Annotated in this window: 15 protein-coding genes; 7 read left to right on the top strand and 8 right to left on the bottom strand. The window is 66.3% G+C overall.

The window, feature by feature from the left end:
* Nucleotides 1-12: 12 nt before the first annotated feature.
* Complete coding sequence (locus D1F64_RS21430; protein ID WP_117414774.1) at nucleotides 13-681, bottom strand: hemolysin III family protein; 669 nt, start codon at nucleotides 679-681, stop codon at nucleotides 13-15.
* A 226-nt stretch (nucleotides 682-907) separates the two neighbouring features.
* Between D1F64_RS21430 and D1F64_RS21425 the strand changes: the two genes are divergently transcribed.
* Nucleotides 908-3,865 (top strand): tetratricopeptide repeat protein, encoded by a 2,958-nt coding sequence (locus D1F64_RS21425; RefSeq protein ID WP_162901699.1) that lies wholly within the window; start codon nucleotides 908-910, stop codon nucleotides 3,863-3,865.
* Entirely contained in the window at nucleotides 3,849-4,265 is a 417-nt protein-coding gene (locus tag D1F64_RS21420) for a hypothetical protein (protein WP_205470572.1), read from the top strand. The genes D1F64_RS21425 and D1F64_RS21420 overlap by 17 nt, the downstream gene beginning before the upstream one ends.
* Nucleotides 4,266-4,311: 46 nt before the next feature.
* Here D1F64_RS21420 and htpG read toward each other — a convergent pair whose 3' ends face one another.
* Nucleotides 4,312-6,273 (bottom strand): molecular chaperone HtpG, encoded by a 1,962-nt coding sequence (htpG, locus tag D1F64_RS21415; protein WP_117414772.1) that lies wholly within the window; start codon nucleotides 6,271-6,273, stop codon nucleotides 4,312-4,314.
* A gap of 579 nt (nucleotides 6,274-6,852) precedes the next feature.
* Between htpG and D1F64_RS21410 the strand changes: the two genes are divergently transcribed.
* On the top strand, nucleotides 6,853-7,290 hold the full coding sequence (locus D1F64_RS21410) for a DUF2794 domain-containing protein (RefSeq protein ID WP_117414077.1): 438 nt from the start codon (nucleotides 6,853-6,855) through the stop codon (nucleotides 7,288-7,290).
* A gap of 21 nt (nucleotides 7,291-7,311) precedes the next feature.
* Here the strand turns inward: D1F64_RS21410 and D1F64_RS21405 are convergent, their stop codons facing one another.
* The 4 genes from D1F64_RS21405 to D1F64_RS21390 form a co-directional block, all read right to left on the bottom strand.
* Nucleotides 7,312-7,839: a GNAT family N-acetyltransferase gene (locus tag D1F64_RS21405; RefSeq protein WP_117414076.1), complete on the bottom strand. Its 528-nt coding sequence runs from the start codon at nucleotides 7,837-7,839 to the stop codon at nucleotides 7,312-7,314.
* A gap of 156 nt (nucleotides 7,840-7,995) precedes the next feature.
* Entirely contained in the window at nucleotides 7,996-8,775 is a 780-nt protein-coding gene (locus D1F64_RS21400) for a Bax inhibitor-1/YccA family protein (RefSeq protein ID WP_117414075.1), read from the bottom strand.
* Nucleotides 8,776-8,924: 149 nt separating this feature from the next.
* Nucleotides 8,925-11,525 carry an ABC transporter permease gene (locus D1F64_RS21395; RefSeq protein ID WP_117414074.1) on the bottom strand — a complete coding sequence of 867 codons (2,601 nt, stop codon included), beginning with the start codon at nucleotides 11,523-11,525 and terminating at the stop codon, nucleotides 8,925-8,927.
* A complete protein-coding gene (locus D1F64_RS21390; protein ID WP_248304541.1) occupies nucleotides 11,522-12,271 on the bottom strand; it encodes an ABC transporter ATP-binding protein in 750 nt (249 codons plus the stop codon). The genes D1F64_RS21395 and D1F64_RS21390 overlap by 4 nt, the downstream gene beginning before the upstream one ends.
* Before the next feature lie 229 nt (nucleotides 12,272-12,500).
* Between D1F64_RS21390 and D1F64_RS21385 the strand changes: the two genes are divergently transcribed.
* The 3 genes from D1F64_RS21385 (at nucleotide 12,501) to thpR (ending at nucleotide 15,016) form a co-directional block, all read left to right on the top strand.
* Nucleotides 12,501-13,103, top strand: a complete 603-nt coding sequence (locus tag D1F64_RS21385; protein WP_346432275.1) for an arylesterase — start codon at nucleotides 12,501-12,503, stop codon at nucleotides 13,101-13,103.
* Nucleotides 13,104-13,224: 121 nt separating this feature from the next.
* On the top strand, nucleotides 13,225-14,283 hold the full coding sequence (locus tag D1F64_RS21380; protein ID WP_205470571.1) for an aldo/keto reductase: 1,059 nt from the start codon (nucleotides 13,225-13,227) through the stop codon (nucleotides 14,281-14,283).
* Between the two features lie 196 nt (nucleotides 14,284-14,479).
* Nucleotides 14,480-15,016: an RNA 2',3'-cyclic phosphodiesterase gene (gene thpR / locus D1F64_RS21375; protein ID WP_117414071.1), complete on the top strand. Its 537-nt coding sequence runs from the start codon at nucleotides 14,480-14,482 to the stop codon at nucleotides 15,014-15,016.
* Between the two features lie 195 nt (nucleotides 15,017-15,211).
* Here thpR and recQ read toward each other — a convergent pair whose 3' ends face one another.
* Nucleotides 15,212-17,047, bottom strand: a complete 1,836-nt coding sequence (recQ, locus tag D1F64_RS21370) for a DNA helicase RecQ (RefSeq protein ID WP_305764469.1) — start codon at nucleotides 17,045-17,047, stop codon at nucleotides 15,212-15,214.
* 525 nt (nucleotides 17,048-17,572) lie between these two features.
* Between recQ and D1F64_RS21365 the strand changes: the two genes are divergently transcribed.
* Nucleotides 17,573-18,544, top strand: coding sequence for an IS110 family transposase (locus D1F64_RS21365; RefSeq protein WP_117414070.1), 972 nt, complete (start codon nucleotides 17,573-17,575; stop codon nucleotides 18,542-18,544).
* Nucleotides 18,545-18,634: 90 nt separating this feature from the next.
* Here the strand turns inward: D1F64_RS21365 and D1F64_RS21360 are convergent, their stop codons facing one another.
* Nucleotides 18,635-18,964: an endonuclease domain-containing protein gene (locus D1F64_RS21360; RefSeq protein WP_117414069.1), complete on the bottom strand. Its 330-nt coding sequence runs from the start codon at nucleotides 18,962-18,964 to the stop codon at nucleotides 18,635-18,637.
* Nucleotides 18,965-19,277 lie beyond the last annotated feature (313 nt).

The following is a 19,277-nucleotide window of genomic DNA, read 5'->3' as shown; positions in this document are numbered from 1 at the left end:
CGTATCGCCGCATCACACCGTCAGCACGCTGAGGCTGTCGATCACCGCGCCGTAATGCAGCGCGGTCCCGGCCAGCACGAAGCCGTGCCAGATCGCCTTGTTGAAGCGCAAGCCTTCCCAGGCGTAGAAGACGACGCCGGCGGAATAGGTGATGCCGCCGGCGGCGATCAGCCACAGGGTCGTCGAGGGGATGGCGTCCTGGATGGCGGGAAACACCAGCACGCCGCACCAGCCCAGCGCCAGATAGGCGCCCACGGCGAGCCGGTCGAAGCGGCCGGGAAACGCGAGTTTCAGCACGATGCCGATGGCGGCCACCGCCCAGACGCCGATGAACAGGGCCGTCGACGTGGCGTTCGCCGGCATCTGCGCGATGAAGGGCGTGTAGGTTCCCGCGATCAGCAGGAAGATGGCCGAGTGGTCGAGCCGCCGCAGCAGCCATTTCACCTGCGAATTCGGCCAGATGTTGTAGAGCGAGGAGGCGGCCAGCGAGGCGATCAGCCCGGCGAGGTAGATGACGACGGCCGCATAGAGCGCCGCGTCGGCGACGCCGAAGGCATAGACCAGCAGCGCGCCCGTGCCGGCCAGCGCCAGCGCCAGACCGATGACGTGCACCACCGCGTCGGCGATCTTCTCGACACGGTCCTCGTTCCAGGAAACGATATGCGACCAGGCATGCGTCACGCGGGCGACCTCCAAAATCGCGCCGCGAACGACGCATCCAAGGCTCCCACAGACTACGCGAGAATGGCAACAGTTTGGTAAACGGCGCGCGAGGAGCCAACTATTGTGCGCGTCTCCGCCTGGCCGAGGCCTCGGGGCATCCGCTTGGCCGGCCGGCTTTGTTTCGGGAGGGTGTTCGGCTAGGCTGAGGGGGCTTATTTGATTTTCGCTTTTTCAGGTCTCTTCGATGACAGATCGTTCCGTTGATGCTCGCGATATTACCCAAAGCGTGGTTGTCACCGGCAGCGGCAATGCGGTGCGGCTCATATTTGGCGACAGCGGAATTGTCCTGCCGCTGCAGCGCATGCAGATCCGCCCGCCGGCAGCGCGCCGGATTCAGCAGGCACACCACCGCCGGCGCGAACTCGACATCCTCAATCCGGCCCTCAGCACGATTCCCCTGATCGGCCGCACTGACATCCTCGACGGGCTTCGGGTGTGGCTCGACTGCGACGCGGATATTTCCGTTCATGCTGTGACCGGGCGCGCCGGCTCCGGCAAGACCCGCCTTGCCATCGCGCTGTGCGAGGCTGTCGATGGCGAGACGGATGTCGGCGATTGGGCGGCCGGCTTTCTGTCGCCCTCGGACGTGGGCCCGGTGGTGGAGGCCAGCGCGACACGCGCGCTTTCCTGGGATCGCAACACGCTCCTGGTGCTCGACTACGCGGCGCAGGTGCATGGCGATCTTGCCCGGTGGCTCGACCGGCTGGCCACGCAGGAGCTTGAAACCAAACTTCGAATCCTGCTGCTGGAACGAGACGCCCCACCGGGTTTCGGCTGGTGGCATGAACTGACGGCTCCACCGCTCAACTCGGCCGCCGCCCGATTGACTCTCTTTTACGACGCTGACTTGCGCCCCCATGCCTTGCCGGGTCTGGAGGATCTCGAGGGGCGCCGGGCGGTCATGACAGCGGCATTCGGGGCCGCTCGAGCCTTGCATGATGAGGCTGTGAACGAAGGCAGTGTGCCGGAGGTCGGTGCGGATAGGCATTTCGATGGCCGGCTTGCCGAGGCGCAATTCGCCAATCCGCTGGCGCTGGTCATGGCCGGGGTGATCGCGCGCGAGAAGGGACCGTCGGAGGCGCTTGCTTTGCGGCGGCTTGAAATGGCGCGGCATCTGGCCAGACGCGAGTTGGCGCGCCTGAAAAGGCTTGCCGGTGAAGGCCAGGCTGCGGCGATTGTCCATCTCACGGCGTTCAACGGGCTCGCAGGCGGGCTTGAACTCAAGGGGCTGAACGCAGCCCTGGCGGATGAACTGGCGGCGGCCGGGCTTTCAGGCGATGCGGGGTCCCTAGGGCCGTTGATGCAGCAGGAGCTGCCGCCGCTTCAGTCCGGCGAGGGAGGCGGGTCTGTGGGACGGCTTGGATCCATCCAGCCGGATCTGATCGGCGAAGGGGTGATCGTCGAAGCCCTGAGCGGCGCGCCGGCAATCGAAGCAGGCGCGGCGGACGTCGTCGCCCGCGCCTACGCCGTCGGCGCATACCGGGCGGCCGAGGTGTTGATGCGCCTGCTGCAGGACTATGCCTATGCGCTGGAGGACCAGAGCGCGACGGACGAGGAAAAGGCAACCGCCAGGCGTCTGATGGACATGCTGGCCCACGTGGCGGGCCAGACCGGCAATCCGGAAGCGTTGGAGCCACTGGCCTTCGCCTTGCCGGAGCGGACCACGATCCTGCGCGAGGCGGCCCTGGACCTGACGTCGAACCTTGCGCAGGCTTTCCGGCAGGCGTTCCGGAACAGTCACAATCCTGGAGATGCCGCCAGAGCCGCAATGTGGCTCAACAACCTTGCCTTTCGCCTCTCGGATCTCGGGCGTCGGGAGGATGCGCTTGGTGCGGCGCAGGAGGCGGCCGGTCTCTACCGCGAACTTGCCGCGGCGCGCCCGGACGCGTTCACGCCTGCTCTGGCGGGGGCGCTCAACAACCTCGCCGGTGTCCTCTCGGCTCTCGGGCGTCGGGAGGATGCGCTGGATGCGGCGGAGGAGGCGGCCGGTCTTTACCGTGACCTTGCCGCGGCGCGCCCGGACGCGTTCACGCCTGATCTGGCGATGTCGCTCAACAACCTTGCCAGTTTCCTCTCGGCTCTCGGGCGTCGGGAGGATGCGCTTGGTGCGGCGGAGGAGGCGGCCGGTCTTTACCGTGACCTTGCCGCGGCGCGCCCGGACGCGTTCACGCCTAATCTGGCGGCATCGCTCAACACCCTTGCCAATCAGCTCTCGGCTCTCGGGCGTCGGGAGGCGGCGCTGGATGCGGCGGAGGAGGCGGTGGGTCTCCGCCGTGTTCTTGCCGCGGCGCGCCCGGACGCGTTCACGCCTAATCTGGCGGCATCGCTCAACAACGTTGCCAGTTTCCTATCGGCTCTCGGGCGTCGGGAGGCCGCGCTTGATGCGGCGGAGGAGGCGGTCGGTCTTCGCCGTGATCTTGCCGCGGCGCGCCCGGACGCGTTCACGCCCAATCTGGCGGCATCGCTCAACAACCTTGCCAATCAGCTTTCGGATCTCGGGCGTCGGGAGGATGCGCTTGGTGCGGCGGAGGAGGCGGCCGGTCTTTACCGTGATCTTGCGGCGGCGCGCCCGGACGCGTTCACGCCTGATCTGGCGATGTCGCTCAACAACCTCGCCAGTTTCCTCTTGGCTCTCGGGCGTCGGGAGGCCGCGCTGGCCGCGGCGGAGGAGGCGGTCGGTCTTCGCCGTGATCTTGCCGCGGCACGCCCGGACGCATTCACGCCTGCTCTGGCGGCATCGCTCAGCAACCTCGCCGGTTTCCTCTCGGATCTGGGCCGTCGCGAGGCCGCGCTTGATGCGGCGCAGGAGGCGGCCGGTCTTTTCCGCGAGCTTGCGGCGGCGCGCCCGGACGCGTTCACGCCGGATTTGTCTGTCAATCTCTGTATGCTTTCAGACGTACGCCGGGCTTCATCGGATATCGTGGGCGCACGTGAGGCGATTGCGGAGGCAATCGGGCTTCTCATGCCGCTGTTCCTTGATGCGCCACAGGCGTTTATCCAGTGGATGGCGATGCACCTTCAACGATATCTGGAATTGTCACAGGAGCTCGACATCGAGCCTGATATGGAGCTGATCGGGCCGGCGGTTGCCGTGTTTCAGGAATTGCAGCAGCGGGAGAACGGTGATGACGACGAGCGGTGACGACAGGTCCGTGAGAGCCCGCGACATCATTGGATCGCAGGTTGTGACCGGTGAGAACAGCTCCGCGATCATGAAGGGCGTCAAGGTTGTGTTGCCGGCGCCGGAGACGGTCGACGTGGCGGGCGAACTTGCCGCGCTGCGGGCCTTGCTTGCGGAAATGCGGGTTCCGGACGCGGGCAAGCTGGATCGCGCCCTGCAGGATGCGGAAGAGGAAGCCGCCAAGCCGCAACCCGACAAGGACGAAGTCGGCGGCGCGCTGGAGCGGGTGATCAAATACGCCAAGGCGGCGGATGATTTCAGCGGGCACGCCGAAAAGCTTCAGCAGAGGATCGCGCCGCTGGTGTCGTGGCTCGGCGCCAATTGGCACAGGATCGCCATCGCCGTGGGGATTGCCGTCTGAAAAGCCGGCGCGCGGGGTGATCCCGCGCGCCGAATTCGTCGCCGCTTCAGCCCAGGTTCTTGCTCATCAGGCGGCCCAGGCGCATGGCGAAGCCGGAGGGGTCGGCGGGGATTTCGCCGTCGAGCACGCGGGCCTGGTCGAACAGCAGCCAGGCGCTGTCCTCGAGTTCCGCCTTCGCCGTGGCGTCGCCGGCCCTGGCGGCGATGGACTTGATCAGCGGGTTGCGCGGATTGAGTTCCAGCACCGGCGCGAAGCCGCCCATCGCGCCCTCGCGCTGGGACATCAGCTTCTCGAACTGCCGGTCCGGGCCGCCTTCGGGCGCCACCAGGCACACGGGGCTTTCGGACAGCCGCGAGGAGGCGCGCACGTCGGAAACCCTGTTGCCCAGAACCTCCTTGATGAAGGTCGCCAGTTTCGCGATGTCACCCTTGTCGCCGGCGTCATCCTCGGGCTTGTCCGAGTCCTCGGGCAGCGGGATGGCGTCAAGATCGGCGGCGCCTTGCGTGACCGAACGGAACGGCTTGCCCTCGTAGCCCAGAGCCGTCTGTACCCAGAAGGCGTCGACGGGATCGGCCAGCAGCAGCACCTCGATGCCGCGCGCCCGGTAGCCCTCGAGCTGCGGCGAGCGCTTCAGCGCCTCGAGATTCTCGCCGGTCGCGTAGAAGATCTGGGTCTGGTTTTCCTTCAGATCCGCCACGTAGTCGGCCAGCGAGCGCCAGTCGTCCGACGCCGTGGTGCGGAAGCGGGCCAGCGCGAAAATCTTGTCGCGCTTCTCAAAGTCCTCGTAGAGGCCTTCCTTGATGACCGGGCCGAAGGTCTCCCAGATCTTGATGTATTTTTCCGGCTCATTGTCGGCCAGCTTCTGCAGCTCGGACAGCACCCGGTTGACCACGCCCTTGCGGATGGAATCGAGCACAGGATTTTTTTGCAGCATCTCGCGCGAGATGTTGAGCGGCAGATCCTCGCTGTCGACCACGCCGCGCATGAAGCGCAGCCAGGCGGGCATGATGTCCACGTCATCGGCGATGAAGACGCGGCGCACATAGAGCTTCACCCGACCCTTGCGCGAGGGATCGAACAGGTCGAAGGGCTTCATGGAGGGCAGGAACAGCAGCACGGAATATTCGTGCCGGCCTTCCGCGCGGTAGTGCAGCGTCAGCGCGGGCTCGTCGAACTGCGCCGAGACGTGGCCGTAGAACTCGCGGTACTCGTCCTCGGTGATGTCGGACTTCGGTTTCGTCCACAGCGCCGTGCCGTCGGCGAGTTGGCGTTCCTCGGTCTTGCCCTCCTCGACGGGCTTTTCCGCGCCGTCTTCGTCCCGCTCGGGTCTGGCTGGCGCCACCAGCACGATGGGCACCGGCACGTGGGAGGAATATTCGCGCACGATGCGCTCGATGGCCGACGGCGTCGCGTAGTCGAGTGATTCGTCGTTGAGATGCAGCGTGACACGGGTGCCGCGCGCGGGAGCGTCGGCGAGATCCGCCGGTTCGACGGAGAATTCGCCCTGGCCGTCGGAACGCCAGCGCCAGGCTTCATCGGAACCGGCGGCGCGGCTCGTGACCTCGACCTCCCGGGCCACCATGAAGGCGGAATAGAAGCCGACGCCGAACTGGCCGATCAGCGCCGATCCATCCTTGGCGTCCTTCAGTCCGTCGAGGAAGGCGCGGGTGCCGGATCGCGCGATGGTGCCCAGATTCTCGATCATCTCGTCGCGGCTCATGCCGATGCCGTTGTCGGCGATCGTCAGGGTTTTCGCGTCCGGGTCGGTCTCAAGGCGGATGCGGAAATCGGGATCCTCCGCCGTCAGGCTCGCGTCGGTGACCGCCAGATGGCGCAGCCGCTCGCAGGCGTCGGCGGAGTTGGAGATCAGCTCGCGAAGGAAGATGTCCTTGTTGGAATAGACCGCGTGCACCATGAGGTGCAGCAGGCGGGAGACCTCGGCCTGAAAGGCATGGGTTTCGCCCGAGCCGCCGGTGGCGTCGGTCTCAAGAGTTCCGTTGCTCGTCATCGTGGCCAGCGCCCTTGGGTTATCCGTGAAAGACGGGTGATACATATCGTCTTTAAGGGGGCATGGATCAAGGCTGGATCGGGGATTTTGACGGTTCAACAATCCGTCCGGCGCGGGCGCGGGGCGCGGCGGCGGATCTCGCGGCCGGGGGCGGACAAAGAAAAGGCCAGCGAAAGCTGGCCAGAATTCTATGGGGGATTTGAACCAATTGCGCCTCAGGTGGCCCGGCTCTGTTCCAAGTCCCCGGGGGCTGGGGGCTGAAAATCCGAGATCCTGGTTGAACCGGGCCGTCTGAGGCAACAATTGAAATATGGTGATGCAAAATGGCCGCGCAAGGGCCGCAATAAGGCAAAACTAAGGAAATATCGCCGCGCATACTTGACGTGGTAAAGATTTCGCGCGCCGAGCCATTGTGCCGTTGCACGCGCCTTCGGCGCGGGTTTGCGCGGTTCCCGGGGTTGCCAAGGGCTGCTTGCGGCGCAACACTGGCCCTACGCCGGTTAACGACCGGGCGCCGCTTTTCCGGCGCGCCGGGTGCGACCGGCCGAAGCTTGGCGCGATCGGCACGGAGGAGGCGCAATGAGCGAAATCGACGATAGTCCGGTGGCGCGCGGCGGGCCGGCGTCCCTCGCCGCGGCAACCGCCAGCCAGCATACGAGTTCCGCCGCACGGCCCGCCACACTTCCCTCCGCCCCTGTCCCCGCACCGCCCGCTGCCCCGCGCATCGCTTTCAACCGGCAGGAGCTTGCGCAGATTCTCAGGGTCTACGGGCGCAATGTCGCCGCCGGCGAGTGGCGCGACTACGCGATCGATTTCCACAAGGACAAGGCGATCTTCTCGGTGTTCCGCCACACCAGCGAGGTGCCGCTGTACCGCATCGAGAAGGATCCGAAGAACGCGCGCAAGCAGGGCGCCTATTCGGTGCTGGCGGCGGGCGGCATGATTCTCAAGCGCGGCCGCGATCTGGAAACCGTGCTGCGGGTTCTGGACAGGAAGCGTCACCTGCGGGTGGTCTGACCGCGCGCCGCCATGCTGTGATCAGCGTTCGGGCGGGGTCTTCGCACCGTCTCCCAGCGCGCGCTGCAGCATGACGATATCGAGCCAGCGGTCGAATTTGCGGCCGACGTTCTTCACCGTGCCGATGACCTCGAAACCCGCCGCCTCATGCAGCCGGATGGAGGCGGCATGGGTGCTGTCGCCGACGACGCCGATCATCTGGCGGAAGCCGCGCACTGTTGCCTCGTCGACCAGCGCCGCGAGTAGCGCCTTGCCGATTCCCATGCCCTGACGCTCGGGCGCTATGTAGATCGAGCTTTCCACCGCCCAGCGATAGGCCGGCCGGGGGCGGTGCGGGCCGGCGTAGGCGTAGCCCAGCACGACGCCGTCATCCTCAAAGACCAGATAGGGGTGGTGGCTCGCCATCAGCGCGTCGAACCGGCGGCGCATTTCGGTCTCATTCGGCGGCGTCAGCTCGAAGCTGGCGGTGCCGTGGGTGACGGCATGCGCGTAGATTGCGGTGATCGCCGGGATGTCGGCGGGCGCGGCGGGACGGATGCTGTGGGACATGGAATCGGCTGTTGTTCGCAGGACGCCGCAGTGTGGCCGGTGCCGAAAAACGTGTCGAGCGCATTCGTTGGGCATCGGGCGGTGCGCCATCGTTATGTGCACAAAAAAACGGGCGCGAAAATCGCGCCCGTTTGCATGCGTTCGATCCGATCAAGCCTATTCGCGGTTGCCGAACAGCGACAGCAGCATGATGAACAGGTTGATGAAGTCGAGGTAGAGGCGCAGCGCGCCCATGATGGACTTGCGGCCGGCGACCAGCTCGCTGTCGCCCTCGTGGTACATTTCCTTGATCTGCTGGGTGTCGTAGGCCGTGAGGCCGGCGAACACCAGCACGCCGATCACCGAGATGGCGAACTGCATGGCGGACGACGCCAGGAAGATGTTGACGACCGAGGCGATGATGATGCCGATCAGGCCCATGAACAGGAACGAACCCCAGCCCGACAGATCCTTCTTGGTGGTGTAGCCGAAGAGGCTGAGACCGCCGAAGGAGGCTGCGGTGATGAAGAACACCCGGGCGATGGAGCCGTGGGTGTAGACGAGGAAGATCGACGACAGAGAAATGCCGACCAGAGCCGCGTAAAGCCAGAAGGTGCCCTGGGCCGCGCCGACGCTCATCTTGTTGATGCGCGCGGAGAGGAAGAACACCATGGCGAGCGGCGCCAGGATCACCACCCATTTCAGCGGGCTTGCGAACAGCGCGTAGCCGAAGCTGGTCAGCATCATGCCGTTGGGCAACTGCGCTACGCCAGCGGCCGGATCACTGGTGACGGACAGGATGAAGGCGCCCAGCGCGGCAAGGCCGGTGATGCCCAGGCCAAGTGCCATATAATTGTAGACGCTGAGCATATAGCTCCGCAGACCTTCGTCATAGACGCCGGCCTCGGCACGTGTGGCTGCGTAACGTGCAGTCTGATTACGGTCGAAGGTCGACATGAAGACCTCTCTTTCGATCCCAGAGGAAACTGTTGATGCGTCCTTTCCCGGACGCTGGGGCAAATATGGGTGGATTGCCTCTCGGGAACAAGGCCCGATCGCGCAAATTCGTGCCGTATCGTGACGAAAGGATGATACGGCGCGGGTGGTTAGAGATTCCTCAGCACGGTTGCGGGTTTCTCACCCAGCACCCGCCAGGTGCCGATCAGCCCCAGGCTGACGGACAGCACCAGGGCGATGACGGCGGCGGCGACGGCAGCCGCCGGCTGGATGGTGAAACTCGCGTCCATCAGCCGCGCCACCACGAACCAGGCCGCGATCGATCCGGCGATGACGCCGAACAGCGCCGTGACCAGGCCAAGCGCGGCGTATTCGATGGCATAGGCCGCGATCAGCCGCGCCCGCGTCGCCCCCAGCGTCTTGAGGATGATGGCGTCGTGGATGCGGCTCTTGTGTCCGGCGGCTAGCGCGCCGGCGAGCACCATGATGCTGGAGATCAGGGTGATCGAGGAGGCGGCGCGGATGGCCCACGCGAGCTGTGCGACCAGCGCGTTGACCTGGTCGATGGCGTCCTTGACGCGCACGCCGGTGACCGTCGGGAAGGCGGCGGTGACGGCCTTCAGAAGGTCGATCTCGCGCGCGGTGGTAACCGGCTCCTCCCAGGTCACGGTGGCGAGATGCGAATGCGGCGCGCCGGCAAACGTGTTGGGCGAGAACACCATGACGAAGTTGATCGCCAGGCTTTCCCACTCGACGATGCGCGTGTTGGCGATCCTGGCGGTGATTTCGCGGCCCAGCACGTTGACGGTCACCGTGTCGCCGATGGCGAGACCCAGCTCACCGGCGAGTTCGGCCTCAAACGACACCAGCGGCTCGCCGGAATAATCCTTGCCCCACCATTCTCCCGCCACCAGCCGCGAGTTTTCCGGCACGGTTTCGGCATAGGTGATGCCGCGGTCGCCGCGCAGCACCCAGGCGGCGGACGGCGGCGCCTCGATGTCCTCGGTCGACACGCCCTTCAGCTTCACCAGCCGGCCGCGCAGCATGGGCGCGCCCTGGCGGATGGCTTCGGGCGCCTCGCGGGCCAGCAAGGCGTCGAAGGCCGGCTTCTCCGTGTTCTGGATGTCGACAAAGAAGAAGCTGGGGGCCTTTTGCGCGATGGTCGTGCCGAGTTGCTGGCGCAGGTTGCCATCGATCAGCGTCAGCGCCACCAGAAGCGTCAGTCCGAGACCCAGCGACAGCACGACCGAGGGCGTCAGCGCGCCGGGACGATGGATGTTGGCGATGGCCAGCCGCCATTCGGTGGCGTGCACATGCGGGATCTTGCGCGCGGCGGCCATGATGCCGCGGCCAACCAGCACCAGAAGTACGAAGGCCGTGGAGGAGGCGCCCACGTAGATCAGGGCGATGTATCGATCGTAGGCAAGCGCAACGGCAAGGATGGCCAGCGCCAGAACGGTCGCCGCGGTTGCGGCGATATAGCGCTTGCGTGGCCACGCCTTGCCTTCGCCCGGCTGATCGCGAAACAGCGCGCTGGGCGGCACGTCATGGGCGCGGCCCAAAGGCCAGAGCGCGAAGGCCAGCGCGGTCAGCAGCCCGTAGATGAGACCGAGCCCGAGTTCGGCCGGATAGATTCCGTTGATTACCTGAACAGGCAGCACCTGCTCCAGAGCGATGCCGGCGGCGAACGGCAGAATGGCGCCGAGCACGAGGCCGATGAGGATACCTGCGCCCGCCAACATGGTGATCTGCGCCAGATAGACGATGAAGACGAAGGAGCCCGGCGCGCCGAGACACTTGAAGGTGGCAATCACCGGCCGCTTGGTGTCGAGGAAGGCGCGCACGGCGTTGGCGACGCCGACGCCACCCACGACCAGGGCCGTCAGGCCGACGAGCGTGAGAAATTGCGTGAAGCGGCGAATGCTGCGCTGCAGCCCGGGTGCGGCGTTGGCGCGCGAGCGGATGCGCCAGCCGGCGGTGGGGAATTTTTCGCGCGCCTCCGCTATCACGCCTTCGAGTCGTGTGTCGGAGACCATGTCGGTGGCGTCCAATGAGGCGGTCTCATTGGCGCGGTTCAGCTTCAACCGGTAATGCCAGCGGACCAGCGAGCCCGGCTGGAGCAGGCCGGAGGCGCGCAAGGCGTCAAGCGACACCATCAGGCGCGGCCCGAAATCGACGCCGCCGGCAAGCTTGTCGGCCTCATTCGCGATGGTGTCGCGTACGGTCAGCGTGATGCGGCCGATGTCGATCGTGTCGCCGATCCCGAGATCGAGCCGGACGAGCAGCGCCTCGTCGACAACCGCGTCGTAGCCGGTGGCGTTCTTGCCCGTGAGCGCGTGGACGTCACCGCCGGAGGTGAGTTCCAGCGCGCCGAAGAGCGGATAGGCGTCATCGATCGCCTTGACTTCGACCAGCGCCTGGTCGTCGGTCTCCGGCGCCCGCGCCATGGCGCGCATCGTCGCGATGGAGGAGACAGCGCCCTCGGCGTCGAGAAACGCGCGTTCGTCGGAGTCGAGTTCCCGGTGGACGACGGAAAAGGCGATGTCGCCGCCCAGAATCGTGCGGCCTTCGCCGGCAATGCCTTCCGTCAGCGCGCGTGACACGGAGGCGACGCCGGCGATCGCCGCCACGCCGAGCGCGATACAGGCGATGAAGACGTAAAAGCCCTTCACGCCGCCGCGCAATTCGCGCAGCGCGAAGCGCAGGGCGAGCATCACGCCGGGACGGTTGGCCGACTGCGCGCCGCTCATGCGCCGGCCGCCGAGGCGTGATGCTCAGACGCGGTCTCAAGCGGGCTTGTGTCGATGACGCCCGAGCGCATGCGGATGGTGCGCTGACAGCGGTCGGCCAGCGAGCGGTCATGCGTGACCAGCACCAGGGTCATGCCGCGGGTCTCCTGAGCCTTGAACATGAGATCGACGATCTGGCGGCCGGTCTTCTCGTCGAGATTTCCCGTCGGCTCGTCCGCAATGAGGATCGTCGGCGAGGGCACAAGCGCGCGGGCGATCGCGACGCGCTGCTGTTCACCGCCCGACATTTGCGCGGGATAATGCGACAGGCGCTCTCCCAGGCCCACGGCCTCGAGTTCGGCGCGCGCCTTGGCGAAAGCGTCGCGGTCGCCCGTGAGCTCGAGCGGCACGGCGACGTTTTCCAGCGCCGTCATGTTGGGGATGAGATGAAACGACTGGAAGACGATACCCACGTGGCGGCCGCGGAACCGGGCCAGCGCATCCTCGCTCAGCCCCGTCAGCTCCTGCTCGGCGACGCCGACCTGACCCGCGTCGCAGCGTTCGAGACCGGCCATGACCATCAACAGCGTCGACTTGCCCGAGCCCGACGGGCCGACGATGCCCAGCGAACTGCCGGAGGCTATGTCGAGATCGACGCCCCTGAGAATGTGCACGCGGGCGGCGCCCGTGCCCAGGCTCAGATGCACGTCGCGCAGGCGGACGGCCCGGCTCGGATCGCGTTCGGTGATCGGCGTCGTCTGGTCCACGTCGCTGTTTCCTTGGGCTTGCGGACCGGTGATGATCCAGTGTGGGCGCCGCGGCGCCAATCTTCAGGCTCGAATACGCCTTTTGCGCCGCGTCCGGGCGCCAAGTGATTGAAACGAGGCCGTATCAGCCTGATATGGGAACGACGCGCGCGCGGTCCAGTGTCGCGCGGCGGGTTTTTTGTGTAAGGGTGCCATGCGGCCGATTATTCGACTTGTTGCTTTCTTATTCGTGATCACTCTGGCCGCCCTTCCCGGTGCGGCCAGGGCCGATGCCCTCCGCATTCTGGCGCTGGGCGACAGCCTCACCGCCGGATACGGGCTTGGTCCGGGCGAGGGGTTCCCGGCGCGGCTGGAAGCGGCGCTGAGGGACCGGGGATACGACGTCACGGTGATCGACGCCGGCGTGTCCGGCGACACGGCGAGTGCGGCTCAGGCGCGGCTGGAGTGGTCGCTGGGCGAGGGCGCGGACGCGGCGATCGTCGAGCTTGGCGGCAACGATGCACTTCGCGGGCTGCCGCCGGAGAGCACCAAAAAGGCGCTCGGGCAGATCATCGAAGCGCTGCAAGCGCGGGACATTCCGGTGCTGCTGGCGGGCATGCGGGCGCCGCCGAATCTCGGGCCGCGTTACGGCGAGACGTTCGACGCGATCTTCCCCACCCTTGCAAAAAAGTACGACATCCTTTTTTATCCATTCTTCCTGGACGGGGTCGCGGCGGAGCCGGATCTCAATCAGGCCGACGGCATCCATCCCACCGCCGAAGGCATCGAGATTATCGTTCAAAGGATTATTCCCAGCGTCGAGGCGCTGCTCGACCGGGCGAAAAGCCGCTGAGGCGGCCCGGCTCGTGGTCCTCCCCGCCGGGCCTGCCGTCCGACGGCCCCCTCCCGGCGCCGCGCGGACCCTGCCGGCACCTTCTGTGAATTCGAACGCAAGACAAAACGGACGGACAGCCATGACACCAGAAATGCGCAAACTCGGGCGCACCGGCCTGGAGGTCTCGAGCCTTTGCCTGGGCACGATGACCTGGGGCGAACAGAACTCCGAGGCCGAAGCCCATGCGCAAATCGACATGGCGCGCGAACGCGGCATCAATTTCATCGACACCGCCGAGCTTTACGCGATTCCGCCCAGGCCCGAGACGCAAGGGCGCACCGAGGAAATCGTCGGCAGCTGGTTCAAGCGCACCGGCCGCCGTGACGAGGTGATTCTGGCGACGAAGATTGTCGGCCGCTCGAACTTCACCTGGTTCCGCGACGGCGAGCGTGAGGCCACGCTGACACCGGAACAGATCGAGGAGGCCGTCAACAAGAGCCTGAGGCGGCTGCAGACGGACTATATCGATCTCTACCAGGTGCATTGGCCGGACCGGACCGTGTCGCAATTCGGCTCCAACGCGACCATCTGGAAGAGCGTCGAGCCGGCGGCCGACGAGGTTCCCATCGAGGAGACGCTCGGCAAGCTCGGCGAACTGGTGCAGGCGGGCAAGATCCGGCATGTCGGGCTGTCGAACGAAAGCGCCTGGGGCGCGATGCGCTACCTGCAGGCGGCCGACGAGATGGATCTGCCGCGCGTCGCCTCGATCCAGAACGCCTATTCGCTGATCAACAGGACTTTCGAGATCAATCTGGCCGAAGTCGCCATGCGCGAGGAGGTGGGCCTGCTGGCGTATTCGGTGCTCGGCCAAGGGTATCTCACCGGCAAGTACCGCGACGGCGCGCTGCCCGAGGGGTCGCGCAAGAAGCTGTTCGACCGGCTGCAGCGCTATGAGACGCCGGGCTCGGCCCGCGCCGTCAACGCCTATCTGGACCTGGCGGCCGCGCACGGCCTCGATTCCGCGCAGATGGCGCTGGCCTTCGCGCATTCGCGGCCCTTCGTCACCTCGGTGATTCTCGGCGCGACGTCGCTCCAACAGCTGTCGCATGATATCGACTGCACGGGTGTCGAGGTCAGCGAGGAGCTGGAAAAGGCGATCAATGCGATCCACCAGAACCACGGTAATCCCTGTCCTTAATGACAAGGGTTCAAGGCATTGAACCGTCTTGGATTTTCCGCGCGCCGGCGCAGGATTCGCGGAGCGGCGCGCGGTAACCGGTTGTGACAACTGGGTGAAACTGGTGGACGAGCCGCAATTTTTTCCGATCGCGGGTTGTCGGATGCGATTCCCCGGGCACACATTGGGGTATCGAAACTGTCGCGGAGGGCTTGTCATGCCGCGCTTGTTCACCGGTCTGGAAATGCCAGCCGAGACGGCTATGATGCTGTCGTCGCTGCGCGGCGGTCTGCGCAACGCGCGCTGGATCGATCCGGAAAACTATCACATCACATTGCGCTTCATCGGCGACATCGACGACCGAACGGCCGATGAGGTCGCCTTCGCGCTGGGCCGCATCAACCGCACGCCGTTCGAAATCCGGCTGGGCGGGCTGGCGGCTTTCGGCAACAAGAAGCCGCATTCGATCTATGCCGCCGTGGCGCCCAATCCGCAGCTCGCCGAACTGCAGGCCGAGCAGGAGCGGATCATCCAGCGGCTGGGCTTGCCGGCGGAGCGGCGCAAGTTCATCCCGCATGTGACGATCTGCCGGTGCAAGGGCAGCGCCACCGCCGACGTGGCGCGCTGGCTGGCGATGCGCGGCGGCTTCTCGGCCCAGCCGTTCATCGCCGGGCGCTTCGTGCTGTATTCGTCGAAGGCGTCGACCGGCGGCGGTCCCTATCTCATCGAGGAAGCCTACCCTCTGGCGGCATGACGCCGGTCTCCGGCTTGTAAATGGACAAGGCCGGGCAGGCGGCCCATCCTTCGAGACGCCTGCTGACGCAGGCTCCTCAGGATGAGGGTTCCCGTGTGGATATCTTCATAAAATCAGCAATTTATACGACCTCATCCTGGGGAAGCCCGAAGGGCTCTCCCGAAGGATGGGCGGCAAGCCCAAGGTGCCACGACGTCACGCGCCCTCGGCGATGGCCTCGATGAATTTTTCGCCGTATTCGCCGAGCTTCTTGGGGCCGACGCCGTTGATGCCGGACAGTTCGTCGAGGGATGCGGGGCGCGCGCGCGCCATTTCGATCAGTGTCGCGTCGGGGAACACCACATAGGCGGGCACATTGCGTTCGCGCGCCAGATCCAGGCGCAGGGATTTCAGCGCGCCCAGCAATTCGCCATCGCGTTCTGACAGGCTGTCGGGGACGGCGCGGCTGCGGGCGCTTTTTTCCGCCTTCGTCGGCATGCTGACATGGCGGTACTGGAACGGATGGCCGCGGGTCATCACGCCCTGGGCGCGTTTGGTGAGCTCCAGGCAGCCGTATTTCTGCAGGTTGACGGACAGGAAACCGCCCGCCAGCGCCTGCCGGATGAACGACTGCCAGAACGACTTGGGCTGCGCCTTGCCCGCGCCGTAGGTGCTCAGGGTATCGTGCCGGCGCTCGGTGATCTTCTGGTTTTCCGAGCCGCGGATCACGTCGATCACATGGGCGGCGCCGAACGCCTGGCCGGTCTCCTGGATGGCGGCGAACAGCAGCCGCGCCAGCTCCGTGCCGTCGAGCATCTTTGGCGGATCGATGCAATTGTCGCAATTGCCACAAGGCTCGCAGGAATCGTCGAAATAGGTCAGCAGCGCATCGCGGCGGCATGACGCCACCTCGCAATAGGCCAGCAGCGCGTCCAGCCGCTTGTGCTCGCGCAGCTTGTGCATGTCGTCCTCGCCGTCGTTCTCGATGAACTGGCGGCGCATGCGGATGTCGTCGAGCCCGTAGAGCATCAGGGTCTCGGCCGGCATGCCGTCGCGCCCGGCGCGGCCGATCTCCTGATAATAGGCTTCCATGGAGCCGGGCAGGTTGAGGTGGCAGACATAACGGATGTCCGGCTTGTCGATGCCCATGCCGAAGGCGATGGTCGCGGTCATCACCACCGCGTCCTCGCTCATAAAGCGGTCCTGGTTGGCCTTGCGCTCCTCGGATGGCTGGCCGGCGTGATAGGCGATGGCCTTCATGCCCTCGGCCTTGAGAAACGCCGCCACTTCCTCGGTCAGCCGCCGCGACAGGCAATAGACGATCCCGGAATGGCCGCGCTTGTCCTCGAGAAAGGCCAGTAGCTGCTTCTTCCAGTCGGCCTTGGGGGCGACAGCGAGCGTCAGGTTGGGGCGGTCGAAGCCATGCACGATGGTGCGGCCCTCGCCCCTGAACAGTTTTTGCGCGATGTCGATGCGGGTGGCGTTGTCGGCGGTGGCGGTAAACGCCGCGATCGTGGCGCCGGGGAACAGCTCGCCCAGCCTCGAGAGCTGCTCGTATTCGGGCCGGAAGCTCGGTCCCCACTTGGAGATGCAGTGCGCCTCGTCGACGACGAAGAGCCCGGGTTCGAGCCTGCCGATCGCGGAAAGCATGCGCGGCGTCATCAGCCGTTCCGGCGACATGTACAGCAGCTTGGCGCGGCCGGAGGTGACCTTGCGCCATTCCTCGATGTTCTTGTCGCGCGAGTGACCCGAATGGATGCCGGCGGCCTCGACCCCGTTGGCGCGCAGGCCCGCCACCTGGTCGTCGATCAGCGCCAGCAGCGGCGAGACGACGATGGTCGGGCGCTCGCCGAGGACGGCGGGGATCTGGTAGCACAGCGACTTGCCCGCGCCCGTCGGCATGACCGCGAGCGTGCTGGTCCGCTCCACCAGCAGATCGATGATCTCTTCCTGGCCGGCGCGGAAGGCGGCATAGCCGAAAATGTCGCGCAGCACCCCGATCGGGGTGGCGGCGGCGTCGAGATCGGGCAGTGGGCGTGATTCGGTCAGCACGCCTTCTGTTCTAGAGGAACGCGCGGCGCGCAGGAATCGCCTGAGCGGATAAAATGCGCTCGACAACAGAAAACTGCGGGTTCGCCAGTCCGCGCGGTATGCGGGTACGCAGCCGGGCCAACGGGAAGCGCGCCGCGGGCGCGGTGCTGATCGCCGGGCGACCCGTGACCTGCGTCCCTTGCCGGCAGATTTCAAGCACAAAACCCGCCACACCCTGTCGGCCCGGCGTTATCGGGAGGCGGCAAGGCGCGGGCGCCCGCCGCATCCGCCCCCTCTCCCATGGGGAGAGGGCCGGGGGTGAGGGGTGTCGCGCTCACAGGGATACGGAGAGCCCTGAAAACACAGATGCTTGCATGTTGTTTCCAGCGCAAATCGGCGATGATTTGTGCTGGCCGCGTGCGGATGGCCATCCGCACGCGGCCGGATCGACGGGGCCGCGATCCCCTTGGTCGAGACCCGCGGGTGAGCCTGGTCCGCCGATCCCTTTGCGCCTGTTCTGAACAGATGATTGGGAGCCAGACCCGCATGCAAGGCCAGATCCAGCCGCAAACACCCGGCGCACAGCCAGTCTACGTCGGCATCGACGTCTGTAAAGACCATCTCGACATCCACCTGCATCCCCTCGGGCACGGCCTGAGGCTCGCCAACGACCGCGACGGCGTGAGCCGGCTGAAGCGGCTGCTGGCCCGACACGACGTCGCGCGCGTCGTGCTGGAGCCGACGGCCAGCTACCATCGGCTCGTCCACCGCTCGCTGGCCCAGGCCGGCTGGCCGGTGGCGGTCGTCAACCCGCTGCGCGCGCGGCTGTTCGCCGAAGTCCTCGGCAGCCGCGCCAAGACCGACCGCGTCGACGCGAAAATGCTGGCGATCCTCGGCGCGACGCTGGCCCCCCAGGCCACGCCGCCGGCGCCTGAAGCGCTCGAGGAACTGCGGGAGCTGGTGCATGCGCGCGCCGCCGCGACCCAGGAGCGCACCGCGCTCGCCAACCGGCTGACGGCCAGCCGCGTCGCCGTCCTCAAGGCCGAGCTCAGGCGGCTGCTGGCCGGCCTCGACAGGCACATCGCGCGGCTGGCCCGCGAGATCGGGCGCCGCATCACCGACGATCCGGGGCTGGCGCGGCGCCAGGCCATCCTCACCTCGATCCCCGGCATCGGCGCCACCGTCGCCGCCGTGCTGATCGCCGACATGTCCGAGCTCGGCCAGCTCGACCGCCACGCCTGCGCCAGCCTGGCCGGCGTCGCCCCCCTCGCCAACGACAGCGGCGACATCCGGGGACCGCGCCACATCAGGGGCGGCCGCGCCATGCCCCGCCGCGCGCTCTATTGGGCAGCGCTGTCCGCCGCCAGGTACAATCCCGACCTCGCCGCCTTCTACAAACGCCTGCGCGACAACGCCAAAAAACCCAAGGTCGCCCTCACCGCCGTCATGCGAAAGCTCATCATCCTCGCCAACACCCTGCTCAAGGAGGACCGACTGTGGACCCCAAAACACGCTTGACCTGAAACACAGATGCTCACCCGGCGCATTCGCGCCGACCTCTCCCCATGGGAGAGGTGATTGAAGACCAGCTCTTGCCCCAACGCGGGTTCACCGTTTTTCGAGGTGCGCCAGAATGTCCTCGAGCACGCCGTCGATGTTATCAAAAATTTCCGGATTCCAGTAACGCGCGACCCGATAGCCGCATGCTTCGAGCACAGCCGTGCGCTCCGCATCCTCGGCGAGGCGCTCGGCATGCTGCCCGCCATCCAGCTCCACGATCAGCCGCGCGTCCTCGCACAGAAAGTCCGCAACAAAGCGATCCACGGGCACCTGACGCCGAAACTTCCAGCCTCCGAGCTGGCGGTTGCGCAGCCGATGCCATAGCCGCGCTTCCGCCTCGGTCTGGCTGCGCCGCAATCGGCGCGCGAAGGGCAGCATATCGGGCACAACAGTTCCCCCAACGAATGCACCCAAGGCTACCCGCAGTCCGCGCCGCTCGCCAAGACGTGCCGTATCCGCCCCCTCTCCCATGGGGAGAGGGTTGGGGTGAGGGTTTTTTCGCTCACGGGGATACGGAGGGTTCTGAACCCCTCACCCGCGCCTGCGGCGCGACCTCTCCCCATGGGAGAGGTGATTGACCGCGAGCATCCCTCCACAGTCACCCCGGACTTGATCTGGGGTCCATACCGATCTGGTTCGGCGCGGGAGGCGGTTGTGACGCGTGCGGCTCCATGCAGAACCATGATGGCAT

The sequence above is a fragment of the Breoghania sp. L-A4 genome, assembly GCF_003432385.1.
Classification (GTDB): Bacteria; Pseudomonadota; Alphaproteobacteria; order Rhizobiales; family Stappiaceae; genus Breoghania.
Note: the sequence above shows the minus strand (reverse complement) of the source record. Positions and strands in the feature narration are given on the sequence as shown.